18 protein-coding genes are annotated in these 19,272 nt (G+C 64.4%); 17 read left to right on the forward strand and 1 reads right to left on the reverse strand.

The annotated features are described in order from the left end of the window. Positions 1 to 51: 51 nt before the first annotated feature. From BLT68_RS01345 to BLT68_RS01355, 3 genes are read left to right on the forward strand one after another with little or no spacing between them, the layout of a single operon-like run. The gene (locus BLT68_RS01345; protein WP_050694677.1) at positions 52 to 1,392 is read left to right on the forward strand and encodes a glutamine synthetase family protein; all 1,341 of its coding nucleotides are present in this window, start codon (positions 52 to 54) and stop codon (positions 1,390 to 1,392) included. After that, entirely contained in the window at positions 1,389 to 4,325 is a 2,937-nt protein-coding gene (locus BLT68_RS01350; RefSeq protein WP_074632535.1) for a bifunctional [glutamine synthetase] adenylyltransferase/[glutamine synthetase]-adenylyl-L-tyrosine phosphorylase, read from the forward strand. Before BLT68_RS01345 ends, BLT68_RS01350 begins: the two co-directional genes overlap by 4 nt. Beyond that, positions 4,322 to 4,993: a histidine phosphatase family protein gene (locus BLT68_RS01355; RefSeq protein WP_074632537.1), complete on the forward strand. Its 672-nt coding sequence runs from the start codon at positions 4,322 to 4,324 to the stop codon at positions 4,991 to 4,993. Before BLT68_RS01350 ends, BLT68_RS01355 begins: the two co-directional genes overlap by 4 nt. Here BLT68_RS01355 and BLT68_RS01360 read toward each other — a convergent pair. Further along, the gene (locus BLT68_RS01360) at positions 4,981 to 5,202 is read right to left on the reverse strand and encodes a hypothetical protein (RefSeq protein WP_050694680.1); all 222 of its coding nucleotides are present in this window, start codon (positions 5,200 to 5,202) and stop codon (positions 4,981 to 4,983) included. The two genes, BLT68_RS01355 and BLT68_RS01360, sit on opposite strands and share 13 nt — an antisense overlap. Before the next feature lie 31 nt (positions 5,203 to 5,233). Here BLT68_RS01360 and BLT68_RS01365 point away from each other — a divergent pair, with 31 nt between their 5' ends. The 14 genes from BLT68_RS01365 to BLT68_RS01430 all read left to right on the forward strand — a co-directional run bounded on the left by BLT68_RS01365 (position 5,234) and on the right by BLT68_RS01430 (position 19,270). Further along, positions 5,234 to 5,716, forward strand: a complete 483-nt coding sequence (locus tag BLT68_RS01365; protein ID WP_074632539.1) for a SixA phosphatase family protein — start codon at positions 5,234 to 5,236, stop codon at positions 5,714 to 5,716. Between the two features lie 147 nt (positions 5,717 to 5,863). Beyond that, complete coding sequence (locus BLT68_RS01370) at positions 5,864 to 6,625, forward strand: YebC/PmpR family DNA-binding transcriptional regulator (protein ID WP_050694682.1); 762 nt, start codon at positions 5,864 to 5,866, stop codon at positions 6,623 to 6,625. Positions 6,626 to 6,627: 2 nt separating this feature from the next. Continuing rightward, positions 6,628 to 7,530: a pyridoxal 5'-phosphate synthase lyase subunit PdxS gene (pdxS, locus tag BLT68_RS01375; RefSeq protein WP_070779000.1), complete on the forward strand. Its 903-nt coding sequence runs from the start codon at positions 6,628 to 6,630 to the stop codon at positions 7,528 to 7,530. Beyond that, positions 7,524 to 8,117: a pyridoxal 5'-phosphate synthase glutaminase subunit PdxT gene (pdxT, locus tag BLT68_RS01380; protein WP_074632540.1), complete on the forward strand. Its 594-nt coding sequence runs from the start codon at positions 7,524 to 7,526 to the stop codon at positions 8,115 to 8,117. The genes pdxS and pdxT overlap by 7 nt, the downstream gene beginning before the upstream one ends. Then, on the forward strand, positions 8,117 to 8,746 hold the full coding sequence (ruvC, locus tag BLT68_RS01385; RefSeq protein WP_050694685.1) for a crossover junction endodeoxyribonuclease RuvC: 630 nt from the start codon (positions 8,117 to 8,119) through the stop codon (positions 8,744 to 8,746). The genes pdxT and ruvC overlap by 1 nt, the downstream gene beginning before the upstream one ends. A gap of 57 nt (positions 8,747 to 8,803) precedes the next feature. Next, positions 8,804 to 9,409 (forward strand): Holliday junction branch migration protein RuvA, encoded by a 606-nt coding sequence (gene ruvA, locus BLT68_RS01390; RefSeq protein ID WP_050694686.1) that lies wholly within the window; start codon positions 8,804 to 8,806, stop codon positions 9,407 to 9,409. Between the two features lie 31 nt (positions 9,410 to 9,440). Continuing rightward, complete coding sequence (gene ruvB, locus BLT68_RS01395) at positions 9,441 to 10,454, forward strand: Holliday junction branch migration DNA helicase RuvB (protein ID WP_131800060.1); 1,014 nt, start codon at positions 9,441 to 9,443, stop codon at positions 10,452 to 10,454. Positions 10,455 to 10,631: 177 nt separating this feature from the next. Next, positions 10,632 to 11,045, forward strand: a complete 414-nt coding sequence (locus BLT68_RS01400) for a preprotein translocase subunit YajC (RefSeq protein WP_070779003.1) — start codon at positions 10,632 to 10,634, stop codon at positions 11,043 to 11,045. Positions 11,046 to 11,071: 26 nt separating this feature from the next. Continuing rightward, the gene (gene secD / locus BLT68_RS01405) at positions 11,072 to 13,048 is read left to right on the forward strand and encodes a protein translocase subunit SecD (RefSeq protein ID WP_074632541.1); all 1,977 of its coding nucleotides are present in this window, start codon (positions 11,072 to 11,074) and stop codon (positions 13,046 to 13,048) included. Position 13,049: 1 nt separating this feature from the next. Then, positions 13,050 to 14,138: a protein translocase subunit SecF gene (secF, locus tag BLT68_RS01410; RefSeq protein ID WP_070779005.1), complete on the forward strand. Its 1,089-nt coding sequence runs from the start codon at positions 13,050 to 13,052 to the stop codon at positions 14,136 to 14,138. After that, entirely contained in the window at positions 14,135 to 14,674 is a 540-nt protein-coding gene (locus tag BLT68_RS01415) for an adenine phosphoribosyltransferase (protein ID WP_050694691.1), read from the forward strand. The genes secF and BLT68_RS01415 overlap by 4 nt, the downstream gene beginning before the upstream one ends. Before the next feature lie 80 nt (positions 14,675 to 14,754). Beyond that, entirely contained in the window at positions 14,755 to 17,055 is a 2,301-nt protein-coding gene (locus tag BLT68_RS01420; protein WP_198482604.1) for a RelA/SpoT family protein, read from the forward strand. Between the two features lie 162 nt (positions 17,056 to 17,217). Next, a complete protein-coding gene (locus BLT68_RS01425) occupies positions 17,218 to 18,549 on the forward strand; it encodes a DUF349 domain-containing protein (RefSeq protein WP_074632542.1) in 1,332 nt (443 codons plus the stop codon). 1 nt (position 18,550) lies between these two features. Beyond that, positions 18,551 to 19,270 (forward strand): MBL fold metallo-hydrolase, encoded by a 720-nt coding sequence (locus tag BLT68_RS01430; protein WP_050694693.1) that lies wholly within the window; start codon positions 18,551 to 18,553, stop codon positions 19,268 to 19,270. The last annotated feature ends 2 nt before the right edge of the window (positions 19,271 to 19,272 follow it).

Genomic DNA, 19,272 nt, shown 5'->3' on the forward strand with positions numbered 1-19,272 from the left:
CTGACCGCGACCGGCGGTTGGTCCGCCCGTTTATCCGGCGGGAGGATGCTGGTGGATTCGCATCAGGAATACGTGCTGCGTGAGGTCGCGCAGAAGAACATTCGTTTCATCAGGCTGTGGTTCACGGACGTTGCGGGCGTCTTGAAGTCGATTTCGATTGATCCGGGCGAGCTCGAGGACGCATTTTGCGAGGGGATCGGCTTTGACGGTTCTGCCGTCCAGGGCCTGACCCGCGTGTTTGAATCCGACATGCTGCTCAAGCCGGATGCCTCAACGTTCCAGCTGCTTCCGTGGTGTACGAATGAGGATCCCGTCGCCCGTATGTTCTGCGACGTCCTGATGCCCGATGGGCGTCCGGCTCCCTCCGATCCCCGCGGCGTCCTCGAGCGCGCGGTCGAGCGGGCAGCGGATGCGGGCTTTAGGGTCATGATTCACCCGGAGATTGAGTTCTACCTCCTGCGCCAGCCCGTGACGCCCGAGCGTATGGTGCCCGTCGACCAGGCGGGATACTTCGATCACGTCGCGCGCGGAGACTCCAATGATTTCAGGCGTCGTGCCGTGCGCATGCTGGAGGACATGGCGATCCCCGTCGAGTTCTCTCACCACGAGGGCGGTCCCGGACAAAATGAGATCGACCTGCGCGCGGTGGATCCCGTGCGCGCAGCGGACAATATCATGACCGCGCGTACCGTCATCGAAGAGGTTGCGCTGCGCGAGGATCTGGTGGCGACGTTCATGCCGAAACCGTTCATTGAACATCCCGGTTCCGGCATGCACACGCACCTGTCTCTTTTCGAGGGGCAGGAGAACGCGTTCTTTTCTCCGTCGGGCCAGTACCGACTGTCGCCGATGGGCAGGCGGTTCATCGCCGGTCTCTTGGCCCATGCCGAGGAGATCGCGGCGATCACAAATCAGCACGTAAACTCCTACAAGCGCCTGTGGGGCGGGGGAGAGGCGCCGTCCTACGTGTGCTGGGGACACCTGAACCGTTCGGCTCTGGTGAGAGTTCCCCTGTACAAGCCAAAGAAGAGCGCATCTGCGCGCATCGAATATCGGGCACCCGACCCGAGCGCGAACCCCTACCTGGCCTTTGCGGTACTGATTGCCGCCGGGTTGGATGGGATCGCGCACAAGATGGAGCTGATGCCGCAGGCTGAGGACAACGTCTGGGACCTGTCGGACAGGGAGCGACAGGTGATGGGGATTCGCGCGTTGCCCGCGTCTTTGTCGGACGCGGTTCGAGCGATGAAGAGTTCCGATCTGGTGGCCTCCACGCTTGGCGAGCAGGTGTTCGACTACGTGATCCGCAATAAGCGCAAGGAATGGACCGAGTATCGCCAGCAGATTACCCGCCAGGAGATCGAACAGTTCCTGAAGGTCGTTCCCCGGTGACACCCGATGAGCTGCGGGTTGTTGGCTTCCTGGAGCCGCGTCGCGCCCAGTCCTTGCTCGATGAGCTGCCGGGAGGGGAGGGAATCTGGGTCGACGACGTGAGTGCCTCCGCCGACCCCGACCAGGCCCTGCTCCAGGCGACCCGTTTGAATGAAGCCGCCCCCGGCCTCGTCCGTTCACTGATGGACGACGAGGCCGCCAGGCGTCGCCTCTGCGCGCTGCTGGGTGGCAGCCGGTGGCTGGGAGACTACGTGATCGCTGCCCCATCGCGCGCGTCCGCTATCAACGAGGATCCGGGGAACCCCCTCGAGGCACTCCTGGCTTCCGTTGGCGCTTCGCTGTGTCCGACGGGCGCGTACGTGGCGGCCCCCGGCGCCCACGTGGACGACCTGCGTGCCGCGTACCGGCGCGTGTTGCTCTCCCTCGCGGCCGATGACCTCGTGTGTGAATGCCCGGAGTCGCTCATGCCGAGTGTGAGCGTGCGCATCTCGGACCTGGTGGATGCCGCCCTCGAGGCCGCCCTGGCCCTAGCCCGCCGCGACATTGACCCCGGCGGGGACGTGCCCTTCGCGATCATCGCAATGGGGAAAACGGGTGCCCGCGAACTCAACTACGTCTCGGACGTCGACGTCGTCTACGTTGCCGAGTCCGGGGCTAACAGGGACGAGCGGGATGCCCTCGAGATCGCGACCCGGCTGGCCGCGGCCACGGCCTCTGCCTGCTCGGGGCCCGGCACCGAGGCGCCCCTGTGGACCGTGGACGCGAACCTGCGGCCCGAAGGACGCAACGGCGCACTGGTTCGCACGATCGACTCCTACCAACAGTACTGGGACAAGTGGGCGCAGACGTGGGAGTTTCAGGCGCTGGTCAAGGCGCGCTCCTGCGCCGGAGACAAGGCGCTGGGCGCCGCCTTCGAGGATGCGGCGCAACCGTACGTGTGGAGCGTCGCCGCCCGTGACGGATTCGTTGAGGCATCGCGCGCGATGCGTCGGCGCGTCGAAGACAACATCTCTCGTTCCCACGCCTCTCGCGAGCTGAAGCTTGGACGAGGCGGGCTGCGCGACGTCGAATTCACCGTGCAACTCCTGCAGCTGGTTCACGGCAGGACCGATGCGTTCCTGCGCGTGCGTTCCACCCTCGAAGCGATCGAGGCTCTCGGCGAGGGCGGATACATCGCCCGCAGCGACGCCGCCCAGCTCGCCTCCTGCTACCGATTCCTGCGCACGGTCGAACACCGCACCCAGCTGCCCCGCATGCGTCGCACCCACCTGATCCCGGACAAGGAAAGCGAAATGCGCGTCCTTGGGCGCGCCATGGGGGTGCGACGCTACCTCGATGCCGCCTCTATTCGCGGGGCTATCGACGAGGTTCGTGACTGCGTCCGCGCCTTGCACGAGGACGTCTTTTACCGGCCGATTGTCGCGGCCACCGCGTCGCTCAGCGAAGACGAGATAGCCTTGCATACCGAGGGGGCCCGCGACCGCCTCGCAGCCATCGGCTACTGTGACCCGGCGGGGGCGCTGACGCATATTGCCGCGTTGACGCAGGGCACCAGCAGACGTGCGACCATTCAACGACACCTTCTTCCCGTGTTCATCGCTTGGCTCGCGAACGGGGCTGATCCCGACATGGGCTTGTTGAACTTCCGCATCCTGTCGGAGGATATCGGTGATTCCCATTGGTACCTCGCGCTCCTGCGCGATTCGGGAGTGGCCGCGCACCGGCTCATGACGATGTTGCCCAACTCCCGCTGGATTGCCGAGGCGCTCGCAAAGCGTCCGGAAGCCGTCGCATGGCTGGATGACGATGATGAGTTGGCGCCCCGTCAGCGCGACAGGCTCCAGCGCGAAGTCAGCGCGCTGATCGACCGCCACGAAGATTCAGGCGAAGCGGCGGCACGCGTGCGAGCCGTGCGTACTCGGGAGTTGACGCGGTGCGCGATGAATGACTTGCTGGGCGGTATCGACCCGCGTGGGAGTGCGATTGCCGACGCTACCGACGCCGCGCTCCTGGGAGCCGTGGCCATCGCGGAGCGGGAAGAGGCCTCGCGGTGGGGGAGTCCGCGTGCGCGCGTGGTTCTCGTCGCCATGGGGCGGTACGGGGGACGCGAATGCTCCTATGCCTCCGACGCCGATGTGATCGCACTCCACGAGGCCGCGGACGGGTTTTCGCAAGCCGATGCGGCGGCCAGTGCCACAGCGATCGTCAACCGCGTCAAGAAACTTCTGGGTTCCGCCACCAGCCAGCTTGGCATCGCTGTTGACCTCGACCTGCGGCCGGAAGGAAAGAGCGGGCCGATGAGCAAAACCGTGGAGTCTCATCGCGAGTACGCCCGGCGGTGGGGGGCCGCGTGGGAACGCCAGGCCGCCGTCCGGGCGCGCGTGATCGGCGAGGGGGCTCTTGCCGATCGGGCGAGTGAGCTTTTTGAAGAGATCGCCTACGCGGCGGTGAGCGAGTCCGAGCTGCGCGATATTCGACTGCTGAAAGCCCGTATCGAAAACGAGCGACTGCCCCGGGGAATCGAGCCTGCGCGGCACGTCAAGCTCGGACCGGGGGGGCTCAGCGACGTGGAGTGGACGATTCAGCTGATCCAGATGCGTGCTGGCCGGGACAATGCGGGACTGCGCACGCAATCGACGACGGGCGCCATCGAGGCGGCGTGCGAGGCCGGGCTGCTTGTCGCCCCAGACGCCCTGACGCTCCTGCGATCCTGGGAACTGGCGACTCGCATCCGAGCCGCAAACGTGCTGGCTACGGGCAGGATGAGTGGTGTGAAGCTCGACGTTCTTCCGCGAGATAGCGCCGAGCTGCGCGCCCTGGCGGCTATCCTCGGGTACCGTAGCGACGGGCTCAACGCCCTCGAAGAAGACTGGTTGCGCGCGGCGCGAAAGGCGCGCGACGTCATGGAACGAATTTTCTGGGAGCAGCAGTGAAGATTGTGCTGGTACGGCACGGACAGACACCCGCGAACCGCCTCGGTGCCCTGGACACCGTCCGCCCCGGCCTGGGACTGACCGATCGGGGGTACGCGCAGGCCCAGCGCCTGGCGGATCGTTGGGAGTCGGAGGTCGCGCCCGCTCCGTGCGTCATCGCCCTGTCTGGGCTGACACGCACGCGCCTCACGGCCGCGCCCCTAGCAAGGGCGTACGGCCTGAGGCCCCTCGTGTGTCCGGGGATCCGCGAACTGCGCTCCGGCGACCTGGAGATGGCGGCCGACGCCGTCTCCCAGTCTCTCTACGTTCGCACGACCCTGTCGTGGTGCGCGGGGGATCTGGAAGCGCGCATGCCGGGCGGTGAAAGCGGGCGCGAGGCGCTGACCCGATCCCTGGAAACCGTGCGCCGCGTCGGCCTGGCTGCCCGCGAGCAAGCTGGCGATCAGGCAGTCGCCGTCTTTGTCATACACGGAGCCCTCACGCGCCTGCTGGCAACGTGGCTGTCCTGTGAGATCAATGAGTTGTTGGTTTCGGCGCACTTCATGTCGAATACGGGGACGTCTACTTTCGAGTGGCCCGCCGACTTGAGTCCTCAGTCAGCGGATGAGCTCGCCAGGCAGCTGCGCGCCCTGACCTGGAACGACCGACCCGTCGATCAGTGGGATTGATTCGGCGGCTGAAACGGCGAGATCGTGAAAGGAAACGAGCGGTACTTGAGGTAGTTTTCCAGGTACGCCAGATGGTTTTCGCACGCCAGCCACGTTTTGGTGCGCGCCCGGTGGATCGCTGGATTCGACCAGTCGATCCGGTAGCGCGCCGCGTTGGTGCATTCGCGCGCCGAGCAGATGCCCGAGGCGCTTTCGACTCCCAGAGCCATGTTGTCCTCCCGATGCGGTTACGCTTGCAGTATGCCAACCCTCGTTCTTGTTCGCCACGCGCAGGCGTCGCACTCCTACCCCGACCGCTCTCGCCCGCTCACCGAGGCCGGGCGGGACCAGGCCGCCAGGCTCGGCGAGGCCCTCGCGCGCGAGATCGGCACCTTCTCCGTCGCCGTATCCTCCGACGCGCGGCGCGCCCGCCAGACCTTCGCGGCCATCATGGCGCGCGTGGACGTCGCCGATGCGTGGAGGGAGCGCGGCCTGTACTACGCCGACGAGGAGGACGTCATTGAGCTTGCCCGCTCGTTCAGCGGCAACGCGGGCCTCATCGTCGGACACGAACCGACGATCTCGTCGGCGGGATACCTGCTGGCGCGCGAGGAGGACAGGGAGTCCGTTGCCCGCGGTGTCGGCACCGCCACCGCCCTGGTCCTGGGCTTTTGCGGCGCCTTCGAGGGCCTGGCTCCCGGGAGCTGTTCCCTGCGCGTGCTGGAGATACCTCCCACCCGATAGCCTCGCGAATCGGCGAAGGGAGCGGGCCGCCGCGCCGCCGGTTGTGACGGTGTTTACGTTTGTCTACGCGTGTGCCACCCGGGTAGGGAAGGGGAGCGCTGACGCGATAGAATAGACCGGTATTTATCCACCCAACAAGGAGAAGTGATGTCGGGACACTCTAAGTGGGCGACCACCAAGCATAAGAAGGCCGCTATCGACGCCAAGCGCGGCAAGCTTTTCGCGCGCCTCATCAAGAACATTGAGGTTGCTGCTCGCACGGGTGGAGGCGACCCCGCTGGCAACCCGACGCTGTACGACGCCATCCAGAAAGCTAAGAAGAACTCCGTCCCCGCGGATAACATTGACCGTGCCGTCAAGCGCGGTTCTGGCGCTGAGGCCGGCGGCGCCAACTACGAGACCATCATGTACGAAGGCTACGGTCCGGGCGGCGTCGCCTTCCTGGTCGAATGTTTGACGGACAACCGTAACCGCGCTGCCTCCGACGTACGCCTGGGCTTTACTCGACACGGCGGTTCCCTCGCGGACCCCGGTTCGGTTTCCTACCTCTTTTCCCGTCGCGGCGTCGTGGAGGTGCCCGCTGCGGACGGGGTGGACGAGGAATCGATCATGATGGCCGTCCTTGATGCGGGAGCGGAAGAGGTCGAGGACGCCGGCGAGCTGTTCATCGTCGAATCCGACCCGAAGGATGTCGTCGCCGTTCGTAGCGCCCTGCAGGACGCGGGCATCGACTACGACTCCGCCGAGGTGCAGTTCGTCGCCTCCACCGAGGTCGAGCTGGATCTAGAGGGCGCCCTCAAGGTGAACAAACTCGTCGACGTGCTAGAGGATTCCGACGACGTTCAGAACATCTACACGAACATGTCCCTGTCGGACGAGGTTCGAGCCCAGCTGGAAGAGGCGGAGTGAGCATGAGCGATTCCACCGCTACGCGTGAGGTCGGCACACCGCAGGTCAAGCGTGGTATGGCACAGATGCTCAAGGGCGGCGTGATCATGGACGTCGTCACGCCCGAGCAGGCGAAGATCGCCGAAGACGCCGGTGCGGTCGCGGTCATGGCTCTGGAGCGGGTGCCGGCCGACATCCGCGCACAGGGCGGCGTGGCTCGCATGTCGGATCCGGATCTGATCCAGGGCATCATCGATGCCGTATCAATCCCCGTCATGGCGAAGGCGCGTATCGGGCACTTCGTTGAGGCGCAGGTCCTGCAGTCCCTGGGTGTGGACTACATCGACGAGTCCGAGGTGCTAACCCCCGCCGACTACGCACACCACATCGACAAGTGGAACTTTACGGTTCCCTTTGTGTGCGGTGCCACCAATCTGGGCGAGGCGCTGCGTCGCATCAACGAGGGTGCGGCGATGATCCGCTCCAAGGGCGAGGCCGGCACGGGTGACGTGTCGAACGCGACCACACACATGCGTCAGATTCGCGACGAGATTCGCCACCTGACGTCCCTGCCCGCCGACGAACTGTACGTTGCGGCCAAGGAACTGCGTGCCCCCTTCGAGCTCGTCGCCGAAGTAGCCCGCGAGGGGTGCCTCCCCGTCGTGCTCTTCACGGCGGGCGGCATCGCCACCCCCGCCGACGCCGCGATGATGATGCAGCTCGGCGCCGAAGGCGTCTTCGTGGGATCCGGCATCTTCAAGTCCGGAGATCCCGCCAAGCGCGCAGCAGCGATCGTCAAGGCGACCACCTTCTACGACGATCCTGCCGTGATCGCGGACGTTTCCCGCGGGCTTGGCGAGGCCATGGTCGGCATCAACGTTGACGATTTGCCAATCGATCACCGTCTTGCGGAGCGCGGATGGTAACCATCGGCGTTCTCGCCCTCCAGGGCGACGTCGCGGAGCACGTGCGGGCGCTGGAAAAATCCGGTGCCCGCACGTTGCTTGTGCGCAGGGACAGCGAACTCGCGCGGGTCGATGGGCTGGTTATCCCGGGTGGGGAATCGACGACCATGTCACAGCTGCTGACTTCTTTTGGATTGTTCGACCCACTTGGCGCTCGCATCGCTTCGGGGATGCCGGTGTATGGAACGTGCGCGGGCATGATCGTGCTCGCTTCCTCGGTCCTTGACGGTCGCGACGATCAGCGCTGTCTCGGCGCGCTCGACATGGTCGTGCGGCGCAACGCCTTCGGCCGCCAGGTCGACTCCTACGAGGAGGACCTGGAAGTGTGTGGGCTTGGGGGTGCCCCCTTCCGCGCTGTTTTCATTCGCGCCCCGTGGGTGGAGTCTGTGGGAGCGGGGGTCACGGTAATCGCGCGAGCCGGAAACCGACCCGACGGGCCGATTGTCGCCGTGCGTCGCGGGAACGTGATGGCGACTTCCTTCCATCCCGAGGTGGGTGGGGATGAACGCATCCACGAACTCTTCGTCGGCATGGTTGAGGGGCATTGATGCGCGTCATGGGGATCGACCCGGGGCTGACGCGGTGCGGTCTGGGCGTCATCGATGTTGATGCGTCGCGTCGAGCAACACTGGTCTACGTCGGCGTTGCCAGGACCGACAAGGACCTGGCAACGCACTTTAGGATCCGCACGATCGCCGATGCGATTGACGGAGTCATCAAAGAGTACGAGCCCGATGTGGTCGCCATCGAACGGGTGTTTGCGCAGGACAATCTGCAGTCGGTCACGACGACGATGCAGGTGATGGGCGCAGCGATGGCTTGCGTCGGGGGCGCGGGATTGCCCATGGCCATCCATACTCCTTCCGAGGTTAAGTCAGCCGTTTCTGGAAACGGCAATGCGGACAAGACGCAGGTTCAGGCCATGGTTGCTCGGATTCTTGGCCTGGCTAAGGCGCCCAAGCCCGCGGATGCCTCGGACTCCCTGGCAATCGCCATCGCGCACGCGTGGCGCGGGACGGGGCTGCTTGGCGCGCCAGACGATTCTTCCGTCGCCGTGTCGATCTCGGGACGCCTCACCTCGCGCGGGGCGATGACACCGGCGCAACGGGCCTGGGCCGAGGCCCAGGCCGCGCAACGCCGGACGGGCGCTGTCGATCCCAGGCGCAGACGCGGCTAGAATCGTACATATGTTCGCCCGCCCCTCGGTGGGCGATCGGTGAGCGAAAGGAACGCAGTGATCTCAATTCTGCGCGGTAGCGTTGTGAACGTCGGACTCGACCACATCGACATTGTGGTGGGAGGTATCGGCTTTCGCGTCCACGTCACCCCCGCTTACGCGCAGGGCGCTGCTCGTGACGCAGAGCTGACGGTCTACACCTCGATGGTAGTGCGCGAGGACTCGATGACCCTCTACGGCTTCGAGTCGCGCGACGAGCGCGACGTCTTTGTCAAGCTATTGTCGGTGTCCGGCATCGGCCCCAAGATCGCCCTGGCGGCGCTGGCCGTGCTCCGTCCGGACGATCTGCGGCGGGCTGTGCGCGACCAGGACCTGCCGACGCTGCAGCGGATCCCGGGTGTGGGAAAGAAATCCGCTCAGCGCATGGCGCTCGAAGTCGGTGACAAGCTGGGGACTCCCGCCGCCCTGCCCGGCACGGAATCGCCTTCCGTAGCCCAGAGCACGGAGGACACGGTAGCGGCAGAGGTGAGTGCCGCACTCGTTGGCTTGGGCTGGTCCGAGGCGCAGGCTGCGAAAGCCATCGAGAAGCTGTCGGGCAGCGGGCTCGGGGCGTCCGATATGCTCAGGGCGGCGCTGGTGACGTTGGGAGGCGGCCGTGGCTGACAACGCGAACCGGGATGCCGACGTCGAGGCGATGCGAATCGTGGCTCCGGACGCCAGTGAACTCGAGCGCGCGGCAGAGGCGGCGCTGCGGCCCAAGAAACTGTCAGAGTTTGTCGGGCAACGGGTGGCCCGGGGACAGCTTCAGCTGGTGCTTGACGCTGCGCGCATGCGCGCAGTCACCCCGGATCACGTCTTACTGGCAGGCCCCCCGGGGCTCGGGAAGACCACGCTTGCGATGATCATCGCCGCCGAGATGGGGACCTCCCTGCGCCTTACATCGGGGCCTGCGATTCAGCACGCGGGCGATCTGGCCGCAATTCTCTCCGGCCTTCAAGAAGGCGACATTCTCTTCATCGATGAGATTCATCGCCTGGCTCGAACAGCCGAGGAGATGCTGTACCTGGCGATGGAAGACTTCCGCGTCGATGTGGTCGTAGGCAAAGGGCCCGGCGCCACGTCGATTCCTCTCACGCTCCCCCCCTTCACTGTCGTCGGCGCGACGACGCGATCGGGGCTGCTGCCGGCTCCGCTTCGCGACCGTTTCGGCTTTACCGCACACCTCGAGTTCTACGCAACCGATGAGCTTCGATCGGTAGTAACCCGTTCTGCCTCGCTCCTCGGGGCGGTCATTGACGCCCGGGCTGCCCACGAGATTGCTTCGCGTTCGCGCGGGACACCCCGCATCGCGAACCGGCTGCTGAGACGAGTCGTTGACTATGCGCAGGTGCATGGAAACGGTCAACTCACGTTGGAGTCGGCACGCGCCGCTCTGGAACTGTTCGAGGTCGACCCCAGTGGCTTGGATCGCCTCGACCGCGCTGTATTGGAGGCGCTCTGCCGCCGCTTCGCGGGTGGCCCGGTTGGCTTGACGACCCTGTCCGTCACCATCGGCGAGGAGGCGGAGACGGTCGAAACGGTCGCGGAGCCCTATCTCGTGCGCGAAGGATTCCTGGTGCGTACCAACCGCGGCAGGATGGCGACCTCGAAGGCTTGGGGCCACCTCGGGTTGACGCCTCCTGGCCCGAGCGGCGCGCTGTTTGACTAGGGGAGTGGGCCCGGTCGATACAGGTCCTGTCGGGGGGAGTAAATGGGGCGGAGTCGGCTTTGTCGGCGGGTGCGCCGCGCCGCATGCTGATCACTTAGGCTAAAACCCTCTTCGGGCATTAGACTGGCAGAGTGCGCTCAAAAGCGCCCGACCGTCATCGAAAGTGAATCAGCCTTTATGAACAACTACATCCTGTTGCTCCTGCTCGCCGCCATGATCGTCTTCATGTGGTGGAGTTCGCGCTCACGCAAGAAGCAGATTCAGAAGATGGAGCAGGAAAAGCGCGACCAGCTCGCCGCCGTTAAGTCCGGCGAATGGGTCCGTACCCGCGTAGGCTTCTGGGGTCGTTTCGTTGACCTCGACGGCGACATCGTGGTCCTCGAGACCACCGATGGGCATGAGATGTACTGGGAGCGGGAAATGATCGCCGAGATCGGCGGGCAACCCCCTCTCGCCGACGCGACAGACAGCCAGGCGGAAGAGACCGCTGACGCAGAGGAGACGACGGAGCAGGATAGCAACGTCCTCGGACTGGGCGAAATGAACAGCGGCGTGTCCTCTGCCGAGGACCTCGACGAGCAGCAGAAGTAACACAAGGCTGAACGGAAAGTAGAACCGTGGCATCACACAAGCGACGTCCCGTGCGCGCGCTCGTGACGCTCACCATCGCCATCGTGGCGGCGTGCGCGGCACTGGCGATCGGGCACTTCACGAAGGACGTATCCCCGTATCCCGACCTGGCCCTCGATCTGAAGGGCGGAACCCAGCTGATCCTTACTCCGACCGTGACGGGTGACGGACAGCGTGAGATCACCGATGAGGACATCACGCAGGCGATCTCGATTATCCGTAACCGAATCGACGCCTCCGGCGTGTCTGAATCCGAGATTTCCTCCATGGGTAATTCGAACATCATGGTATCGATTCCCGGTACCCCCTCCCAGGAGCAACTGGACCTCATCCGTTCGTCCTCGCAGATGAACTTCCGCCCGGTGCTGCGTATCGGTGCGGCGCGGGGCGTCCCCCAGAAGAAACAGAACACGCAGGCCAATAACGGCCAATCCGGGGCCCAGTCGGGTGCGCAGTCCGGCGCGCAGTCGGGCGATACCGACAGTCAAAGCGACGGTTCGTCGAATGGTTCTGGCGATTCCGCCCAATCCGGAGCGCAATCCGCCGTGCTTGACGCTGCGACGGCGATGAAAACGGCCGATACCAACCACGATGGCGAGCTGTCCGATACGCCCGCATCGACGCCGGAGAACGGGTCAGATTTGGCGTGGGTCACTGAGCAGGTCATGTACGACTTCCTCACGCTCGACTGCTCGGCCGCCTCTAACGCCAAGCGTGTGGAAGGCGCCTCCGACAAGCCCTACGCGGCGTGTGACGGCTCCGGCCAGATCAAGTACATTCTCGGCCCCGTCGCTGTTCCCGGCTCCGACCTGAAGACGGCGACTGCTGGGCTCACGCGCAACTCGACCGGCCAGACGACCGGCCAGTGGGCCGTGTCGCTGCAGTTCAACGAAGCGGGAACCGAAAAGTTCAAGGATACCTCGACGATCCTCTACGGCTTCCACTCCTCGGACTCGGCGGGTTCCTCCTTCTACAAGGGCCGTCCCGACCGCAACTCGTTCGCAGTTGTCCTCGATGGCACTGTTATCACCGCTCCCTCGATGAACGCCATCATCCCCAGCGGTCAGGCTGAGATCACGGGTAACTTCACGGCGAAGTCCGCCTCGGCGCTGGCGAATCAGCTGAGCTTCGGTTCGCTTCCGCTGAACTTTGAGGTGGAGTCCGAGCAACAGATCTCCGCGACGATCGGTACCGACCATCTGACAATCGGCCTGTGGGCGGCGTTGATCGGTTTCCTGCTCGTTATCTTCTACCTGATCTGGCAGTACCGCGGCCTGGCGGTCATCTCGGCGGGTTCACTGGTGATCGCATCGGTCACCACCTACCTGGTGATTACTCTGCTGTCTTGGGTGATGGGATATCGCCTGTCGCTGGCGGGCGTCGCCGGCCTGATCATGGCGATCGGCGTCACGACGGACTCGTTTATCGTGTACTTTGAGCGTGTGCGCGACGAGGTGCGCGATGGACGACCGCTGCGCGCCGCCGTCGAGGAAGGCTGGGATCGCGCCAAGCGTACGATCCTGGTTTCCGACGCCGTGAACCTGGTTGCCGCCGTCGTTCTTTACCTGCTCGCGGTCGGCGGTGTCCAGGGCTTCGCCTTCACACTGGGCGTCACGACGGTCATTGATATCGCCGTGATCTTCCTGTTCACCCACCCGATGATGGAGCTGCTCATTCGTACGCGCTTCTTCGGTCAGGGGCACAAGCTCTCAGGCCTGGATCCGGAGCACCTGGGCGCGAAGAACTCGCTCGTCTACGCGGGACGCGGACGCGTGGTTGCGCGCGCAGAGTCCTCCTCGTCGGTCGATAGGGACGAGGCCGGGGATGGCCTATCGATCGCCGAGCGTCGGCGCGCGGCGCGTCTGGCCGCCGAGAAGGCTGCGGGGGAGTCCTCCGCCGATACTCCTTCGTCCTGTGAGAAACCGACTGAAGCCGATAACGCGACCCAGGAAGAGGAGGACTGAGATGATGAGTTTTGCTCAGTGGGGCAACGCCCTGTATTCCGGCGACAAGTCCTATCGTGTCATTCCAAACCGTAAGATATTCGTCGGTGTCGCTGCCGCAGCCATTGCGCTCGGTTTTGTACTCGTTGCAATCATGGGGCTGAATCGCTCGATCGAGTTTACGGGCGGCTCGCAGTTCGACGTCGCGCACGTGAGCGACCAGAGCGAGTCCTTTGCGGCGCGCGCAGTGAGTGAGACGGGCCTCGTTGAGGGGGCCCCGAAGGTGACGCGCGTGGGCGCCGATTCGGTGCGTATTCAAACGACGTCGCTTGACTCTGCTCAGACCGCTTCGATGCGCGAAGCTCTGGCCAGAGCCTACGGTGTCGATGCCTCGGAGGTCCAATCCTCATCTATCGGTCCTTCGTGGGGCTCTTCGGTGACGACTAAGGCCGCGCAGTCACTGTTTATCTTCATGGCGTTGGTTGCTCTCCTGATGACCCTGTACTTCCGGTCGTGGAGGATGGCTGCCTCCGCGCTGCTCGCGCTGCTTCACGATATTGCCGTGACGGTCGGTGTCTTCGCAGTGCTCCAGGTCGAGGTCTCGCCGGCAACGGTCATCGGCTTCCTGACGATCCTCGGTTACTCGCTGTATGACACGGTCGTTGTGTTCGACAAGGTGCGTGAGCTGACCGGTGATGTGTATGACCAGGAGCATTACACGTTCTCCGAGTACGTTAACCTCGCCGTCAACCAGACGATGGTTCGCTCGATCAACACCTCGGTTGTGGCGCTCCTGCCCGTCGGCGCGATCCTCATTATCGGGTCGGTCGCGCTGGGGCCGGGTACCCTGGTGGATATCTCGCTGGCCCTGTTCATCGGGATGATCGCCGGAACTTACTCGTCGATCTTTATCGCCTCCCCGCTCCTGGTGAGCTTCCAGGAGATGTCTGGCAAGACACGCCAGCATAACGCCGTGGTCGAGAAAGGGCGTCAGGGCCACACGGCCACTGAGACGGCGTTAGCCTCCGGCTCTGTGAAGGTGGCTCCGATTAAGCCCGGCAAGCGTCTGGGCAATGAGAAACAGCCCCACAGGAAGAAGAACCATCGATGATCGGTGAACTCGGCGACCGCGTCGCCGCTCTGGTGCAGGAGAACCTGCTGGAGATCCCGGACTTTCCTGAACCGGGCGTTCTGTTTCGCGATATTACCGAGCTGTTTGCCAACGGCCCGGCGTTCAAGGAACTGGTCGAGCTGATCGGTGCGCGCTACGCAGGCACGATCGATGCGGTAGCCGGGTTGGAGTCACGCGGTTTCATTCTCGGTGCGCCCGTGGCGGCCGAACTGGGCATTGGCATGCTGACGATTCGCAAGGCGGGCAAGCTTCCCGGTCACGTCATCGGCGTGGACTATGCCCTGGAGTACGGCACCGCTCGGATGGAGATTCACCCTGAGTCCGTCCGCCAGGGGCAGCGCGTACTCGTCATTGACGATGTGCTGGCCACGGGGGGCACCGCGCATGCGGCGGTTGAGCTTTTGGGACAGTGCGGCGCCTCGGTCGAGGCCGTGGCTGTCCTGCTGGAGTTGGACGCCCTGGGCGGACGCTCGAAGCTGTCGAATGTTTTGGTCGAGACTGCCGTGCACCTGTGAGTGTTTGTGTCATCTCGCGTTTGCGGGGCCGGGGATTGTGAGGATCCCCGGCCCCGCTCTTTCGTGGTTATCATGGGGCCATGAGCAGCGACGACACGACTTCAGGGGCCGCCCTGCCGGCGGCAGGTTCCCGGGTGCGCTCCGGCCTGGTCTGGTTCGGTTCCCGTGGGCGTGCGACGATTCCCGAGATTGAGCCCCTCGTGCGGGCTCTGCGCGCGAATCACCCGAAGGCGGATATCGGCGTCGTGGAGCGCGCTTATCGCACCGCGGAGGCTTGCCACCGCGGGCAAACGCGCAAGTCCGGTGAACCGTATATCACCCATCCCGTCGCGGTTGCGACCATTCTCGCAGAGATGGGGATGACGATTCCGACGCTGGTGGCTGCGCTGCTGCATGACACGGTTGAGGACACCGACTACACGCTCGACCAGCTGGCCGCAGAATACGGCGAGCCGATCGCCAACCTCGTTGATGGCGTGACCAAACTGGATAAGGTCCACTACGGCGCCGCGGCGCAGTCCGAAACTCTGCGTAAGATGCTCGTCGCGATGAGCCGCGACATTCGGGTCCTGCTGATCAAACTGGCCGACCGGCTGCACAACGCCCGCACGTGGCGCTTCGTTCCTGCGGCCTCGGCGCGAAAGAAGGCGCAGGAGACGCTCGAGATCTATGCGCCTCTCGCGCATCGACTCGGTATGAACATGGTGAAGTGGGAGCTTGAAGAGCTTTCCTTTAAGACCCTGTACCCGGAGATTTACGACGAGATCGATCGGCTGGTCGCGGAGCGCGCTCCGCAGCGCGAGGAGTACCTGCGAGACGTGATCGATCAGATCGAGGAAGACCTGCGACGATCCGGGACGAAAGGGACGGTGAGCGGACGCCCGAAGAGCCACTATTCGATCTATCAAAAGATGATCGTGCGCGGAAAGGCGTTTGGTGAGGTCTTTGATCTGGTCGCCGTCCGCGTCCTGGTGGAGTCCATCAAGGACTGCTACGGGGTGCTCGGATCGTTGCACGGGCGATGGAATCCGATCCCGGGGCGCTTCAAAGACTATATCGCGATGCCGAAGTTCAACCTGTACCAGTCGCTGCACACGACGGTGATCGGACCGGGCGGCAAGCCCGTGGAGATCCAGATCCGCACCTTCGATATGCACGAGCGGGCGGAGCACGGCGTGGCGGCGCACTGGAAGTACAAGCAGAACCCGAAGGCCTCCAGCGGCGATCCGGATCGCATGAGTTCGGATGAGCAGGCGAATTGGCTGCGTGCCCTGGTGGAGATGGAGCGCGAGACGGGCGACCCCGAGGAGTTCCTGGATTCGCTGCGTTACGAGATCGCCGGCGACGAGGTATATGTCTTTACCCCGAAGGGCGAGGTGATCGTTTTGCCCGCGCGCGCCACCCCGGTTGACTTTGCCTACGCCGTGCATACGGAGGTGGGCCATCGAACGGTGGGAGCCAAGGTCAATGGACGCCTCGTTTCGCTCGATACCCGGCTCGAGTCCGGTGAGACCGTCGAGGTGGTGACGTCGAAGTCGGACAAGGCGGGACCGTCGCGGGACTGGCTCGCTTTCGTGGCCTCGCCGCGCGCACGCTCAAAGATCAAGGCGTGGTTCTCGAAGGAGCGTCGTGAGGAGGCCGTCGAGGCGGGTAAGGAAGCTCTCGCGCGCGCTATGCGAAAGCAGAACCTTCCGTTGCAGCGTCTGATGAGTCACGAGTCGATCCTGTCGGTCGCTACCTCCTTCGGCTACCCGGACGTGTCCGGTCTGTATTCGGCCGTGGGTGAAGGCCATATCTCCGCGCAGAACGTCGTGTCGAAGCTGGTGGATAACCTGGGTGGGGGAGACGGCACAGAGGAGACCCTATCCGAGGGGGTAACCCCCGGAACAGCGAAGTCGCGATCGGGCACGGCCGGGGATGACGCGATCACCGTTGCAGGCCTGAGTCCGAACGAGATCTGGGTGAAGCTGGCGAAGTGCTGCACGCCCGTGCCGGGCGATGACATTGTGGGTTTCATTACGCGCGGGCAGGGCGTGTCCGTGCATCGCAGTACGTGTGCCAACGCGGTGCGTCTGGGGCAGCTGCAACCGCAGCGCTTTGTTGACGTGTCATGGAACGCTCAGGGGGTGGGGGCGCCGTTCCGCGTGCAGATTGAGATCCGTGCGCTGGACCGCGGCGGCTTGCTTTCCGATCTGACTCGGGTGCTGTCGGATTACCGCGTCAATATCTTGTCGGCGATTCTCAAGACGAACGGTGACCAGGTGGCCTCGGGCAACTTTTCCTTTGAACTCGCGGACCTGGGGCATCTCAATGCGGTGCTGTCCGCGCTGCGCCGCGTCGACGGGGTGTTCGAGGCGGTACGCATCGGGGCGGATTCGTAGACGGAGCCGGGGAATCGCCCTCAGGAGCGGAAAGCGTGTTACATCCGTCCCCTTTTTCGGCGATTAGTTCACACCCTCTCGTTAGGTGTGACACACTAGCCGTGTGTGTCGCATCGGCACACCACCGCGCCGGGCGTAAGCCCTCGTCTCAGAAGGAATATCGTGACCACGACGCCGATTCCGAATAAAGAAACCGCTCCCGAAGCCGTAACGACTACCGAGGGGTCCGCCGCCCCGTCGACGATTGCCGCGACCGAGGTGCCCGCACACCCCTTCGCCCGCATCGGTGAGGATGGGACTGTCTATGTCACGGACGGAGACGAGGAACGCGTCATCGGTGGCTTCCCGGAGGGCATCCCGACCTCGCCCTACGCCCTCTACGAGCGTCGCTACGCCGACCTTGAGGCAACGATCAAGCTGTTTGAGGACCGCTTGGCGACGCTGAGCCCGCGTGACATCGATCAGACCCTCGCGACGCTGCGCGAGCAGGTCGCTTCGCCGAACGTCATCGGCGATATTCCTGCACTGCGTGATCGGGTCGCCACGGTCGAAAAGGCTGCCGAGGAACGCAAGGAGATCGCTCGCGAGGAGCGCAAGGCCGCAAAGGCGGAGGCCCTTGCCGATCGGACTGCCGTCGTGGAACGTGCCGAGGCGATTGTCGCTCAGGACCCCGCCAAGACACATTGGAAGCAGTCCGGGCAGGCCCTCCGCGACCTTCTGGAGGAATGGAAGACGCTCCAGCGTCGCGGTCCGCGTCTGGAAAAGTCGGTGGAGGACGAGCTGTGGAAGCGCTTTTCGTCCGCTCGTACGCATTTCGACCGCCACCGCCGCCAGTTTTTCTCTCAACTGGATCAGGCTCAGTCTGAAGCCAAGCGAATCAAGGAAGCGTTGATCGCCGAGGCCGAGTCCCTGTCCTCGTCCGTGGACTGGGCGCGTACCTCCAGTGCCTACCGCGAGCTCATGAACCGTTGGAAGGCCGCTCCGCGTGCTTCGCGCAAGGAAGACGACGCCCTGTGGGCTCGTTTCCGGGCGGCCCAGCAGGTGTTCTTCGACGCGCGCCGGGCCAAGGATGAGGCTACCGACGCCGAGTACCGTGAGAACCTCGTCGCCAAGGAGAAGATCCTGGTTGAGGCCGAGGCGATTCTTCCGATCACGGACATCGAGCGCGCTAAGGCGCAGCTCCGCCAGATCCAAGATCGGTGGGAAGAGATCGGACGCGTGCCGTCCTCGGACCTGCACCGCGTTGAGGGACGGCTGCGCGCCGTTGAGGCCGCAGTCCGCGAGGCAGAGGAGCAGGAGTGGCGTCGCACGAACCCCGAGACTCGTGCCCGCGCCGCAGGCATGGTGGGACAGCTTGAGGAACAGATCGCTCAGCTTGAGCGTTCGTTGGCTAAGGCTGAGGCGGAGGGTGACGAGAAGAACGCTTCTAGCGTGCGCGAGGCCCTCGAAACCAAGCGCGCGTGGCTCGCGCAGATCTCCTCGTCCATGGAGTGATATGCGTCTGCACGTTATTCCTTCGCCTTTCTTTGCGGCGAATGGGCTTGTGCTCGTCCCATCCGGGGCGGGCACTGCCCTTGTTGTTGACCCTTCCGCCGGAATCCAGCACCTGATTCGCCGGGTCCTTCAACGCGAGGGCGTCGCTGTCGGCGCGGTTCTGGCGACGCACGGCCACCCGGATCACGTCTGGGACGCGGCTCAGGTGTCCACGTGGGGGGCGGATGGGCAGGTCGTTCCCGTCTATGTCCCGGGTCCGGACATGTACCGCATGGACGATCCCGCGGCCTTCCTGCCCATGCCGATTCCCGAGTTCGCCGGTCCGTGGAGCAAACCGACCGACCTGCGTGAGATGCCCGCCGACTCTTTCGAAATGAGCCCGGGCATATGGCTCCGGATGGTTCCCGCGCCCGGGCACACGGAGGGATCGGCGGTGTTTGTGGGCGAGAGTTCGCTAGACATTCGCGTCAACGATCAGTCCTTTTACGCCTCGGACGAGATGGTGCCGTGGGCGCTGAGCGCCGATGTCCTGTTTAAGGACAGCGTCGGACGCACGGATCTGCCCGGAGGCAACGAAACGCAGATGCGGCACTCGTTGCGTACGATCTCCAACGTGCTGAACCCGAGTACCGTCCTCATCCCGGGGCACGGTCCGGCCACGACGTTGGCCGACGAAATACGCTCTAACCAGTATCTGATTCGTGCTCGCCGGATCGGCTAGCA

The organism is Schaalia meyeri (genome assembly GCF_900105015.1).
Lineage (GTDB): Bacteria > Actinomycetota > Actinomycetes > Actinomycetales > Actinomycetaceae > Pauljensenia > Pauljensenia meyeri.

Bases quoted from the DNA above. Each gene is read 5' to 3' on its own strand.
- BLT68_RS01360 (WP_050694680.1), bottom strand. From the start codon at position 5,202: ATGGCTCTGGGAGTCGAAAGCGCCTCGGGCATCTGCTCGGCGCGCGAA.
- BLT68_RS01365 (WP_074632539.1), top strand. From the start codon at position 5,234: ATGCCAACCCTCGTTCTTGTTCGCCACGCGCAGGCGTCGCACTCCTAC.
- BLT68_RS01370 (WP_050694682.1), top strand. From the start codon at position 5,864: ATGTCGGGACACTCTAAGTGGGCGACCACCAAGCATAAGAAGGCCGCT.
- pdxS (WP_070779000.1), top strand. From the start codon at position 6,628: ATGAGCGATTCCACCGCTACGCGTGAGGTCGGCACACCGCAGGTCAAG.
- pdxT (WP_074632540.1), top strand. From the start codon at position 7,524: ATGGTAACCATCGGCGTTCTCGCCCTCCAGGGCGACGTCGCGGAGCAC.
- ruvC (WP_050694685.1), top strand. From the start codon at position 8,117: ATGCGCGTCATGGGGATCGACCCGGGGCTGACGCGGTGCGGTCTGGGC.
- ruvB (WP_131800060.1), top strand. From the start codon at position 9,441: ATGCGAATCGTGGCTCCGGACGCCAGTGAACTCGAGCGCGCGGCAGAG.
- BLT68_RS01400 (WP_070779003.1), top strand. From the start codon at position 10,632: ATGAACAACTACATCCTGTTGCTCCTGCTCGCCGCCATGATCGTCTTC.
- secF (WP_070779005.1), top strand. From the start codon at position 13,050: ATGATGAGTTTTGCTCAGTGGGGCAACGCCCTGTATTCCGGCGACAAG.
- BLT68_RS01415 (WP_050694691.1), top strand. From the start codon at position 14,135: ATGATCGGTGAACTCGGCGACCGCGTCGCCGCTCTGGTGCAGGAGAAC.
- BLT68_RS01420 (WP_198482604.1), top strand. From the start codon at position 14,755: ATGAGCAGCGACGACACGACTTCAGGGGCCGCCCTGCCGGCGGCAGGT.
- BLT68_RS01430 (WP_050694693.1), top strand. From the start codon at position 18,551: ATGCGTCTGCACGTTATTCCTTCGCCTTTCTTTGCGGCGAATGGGCTT.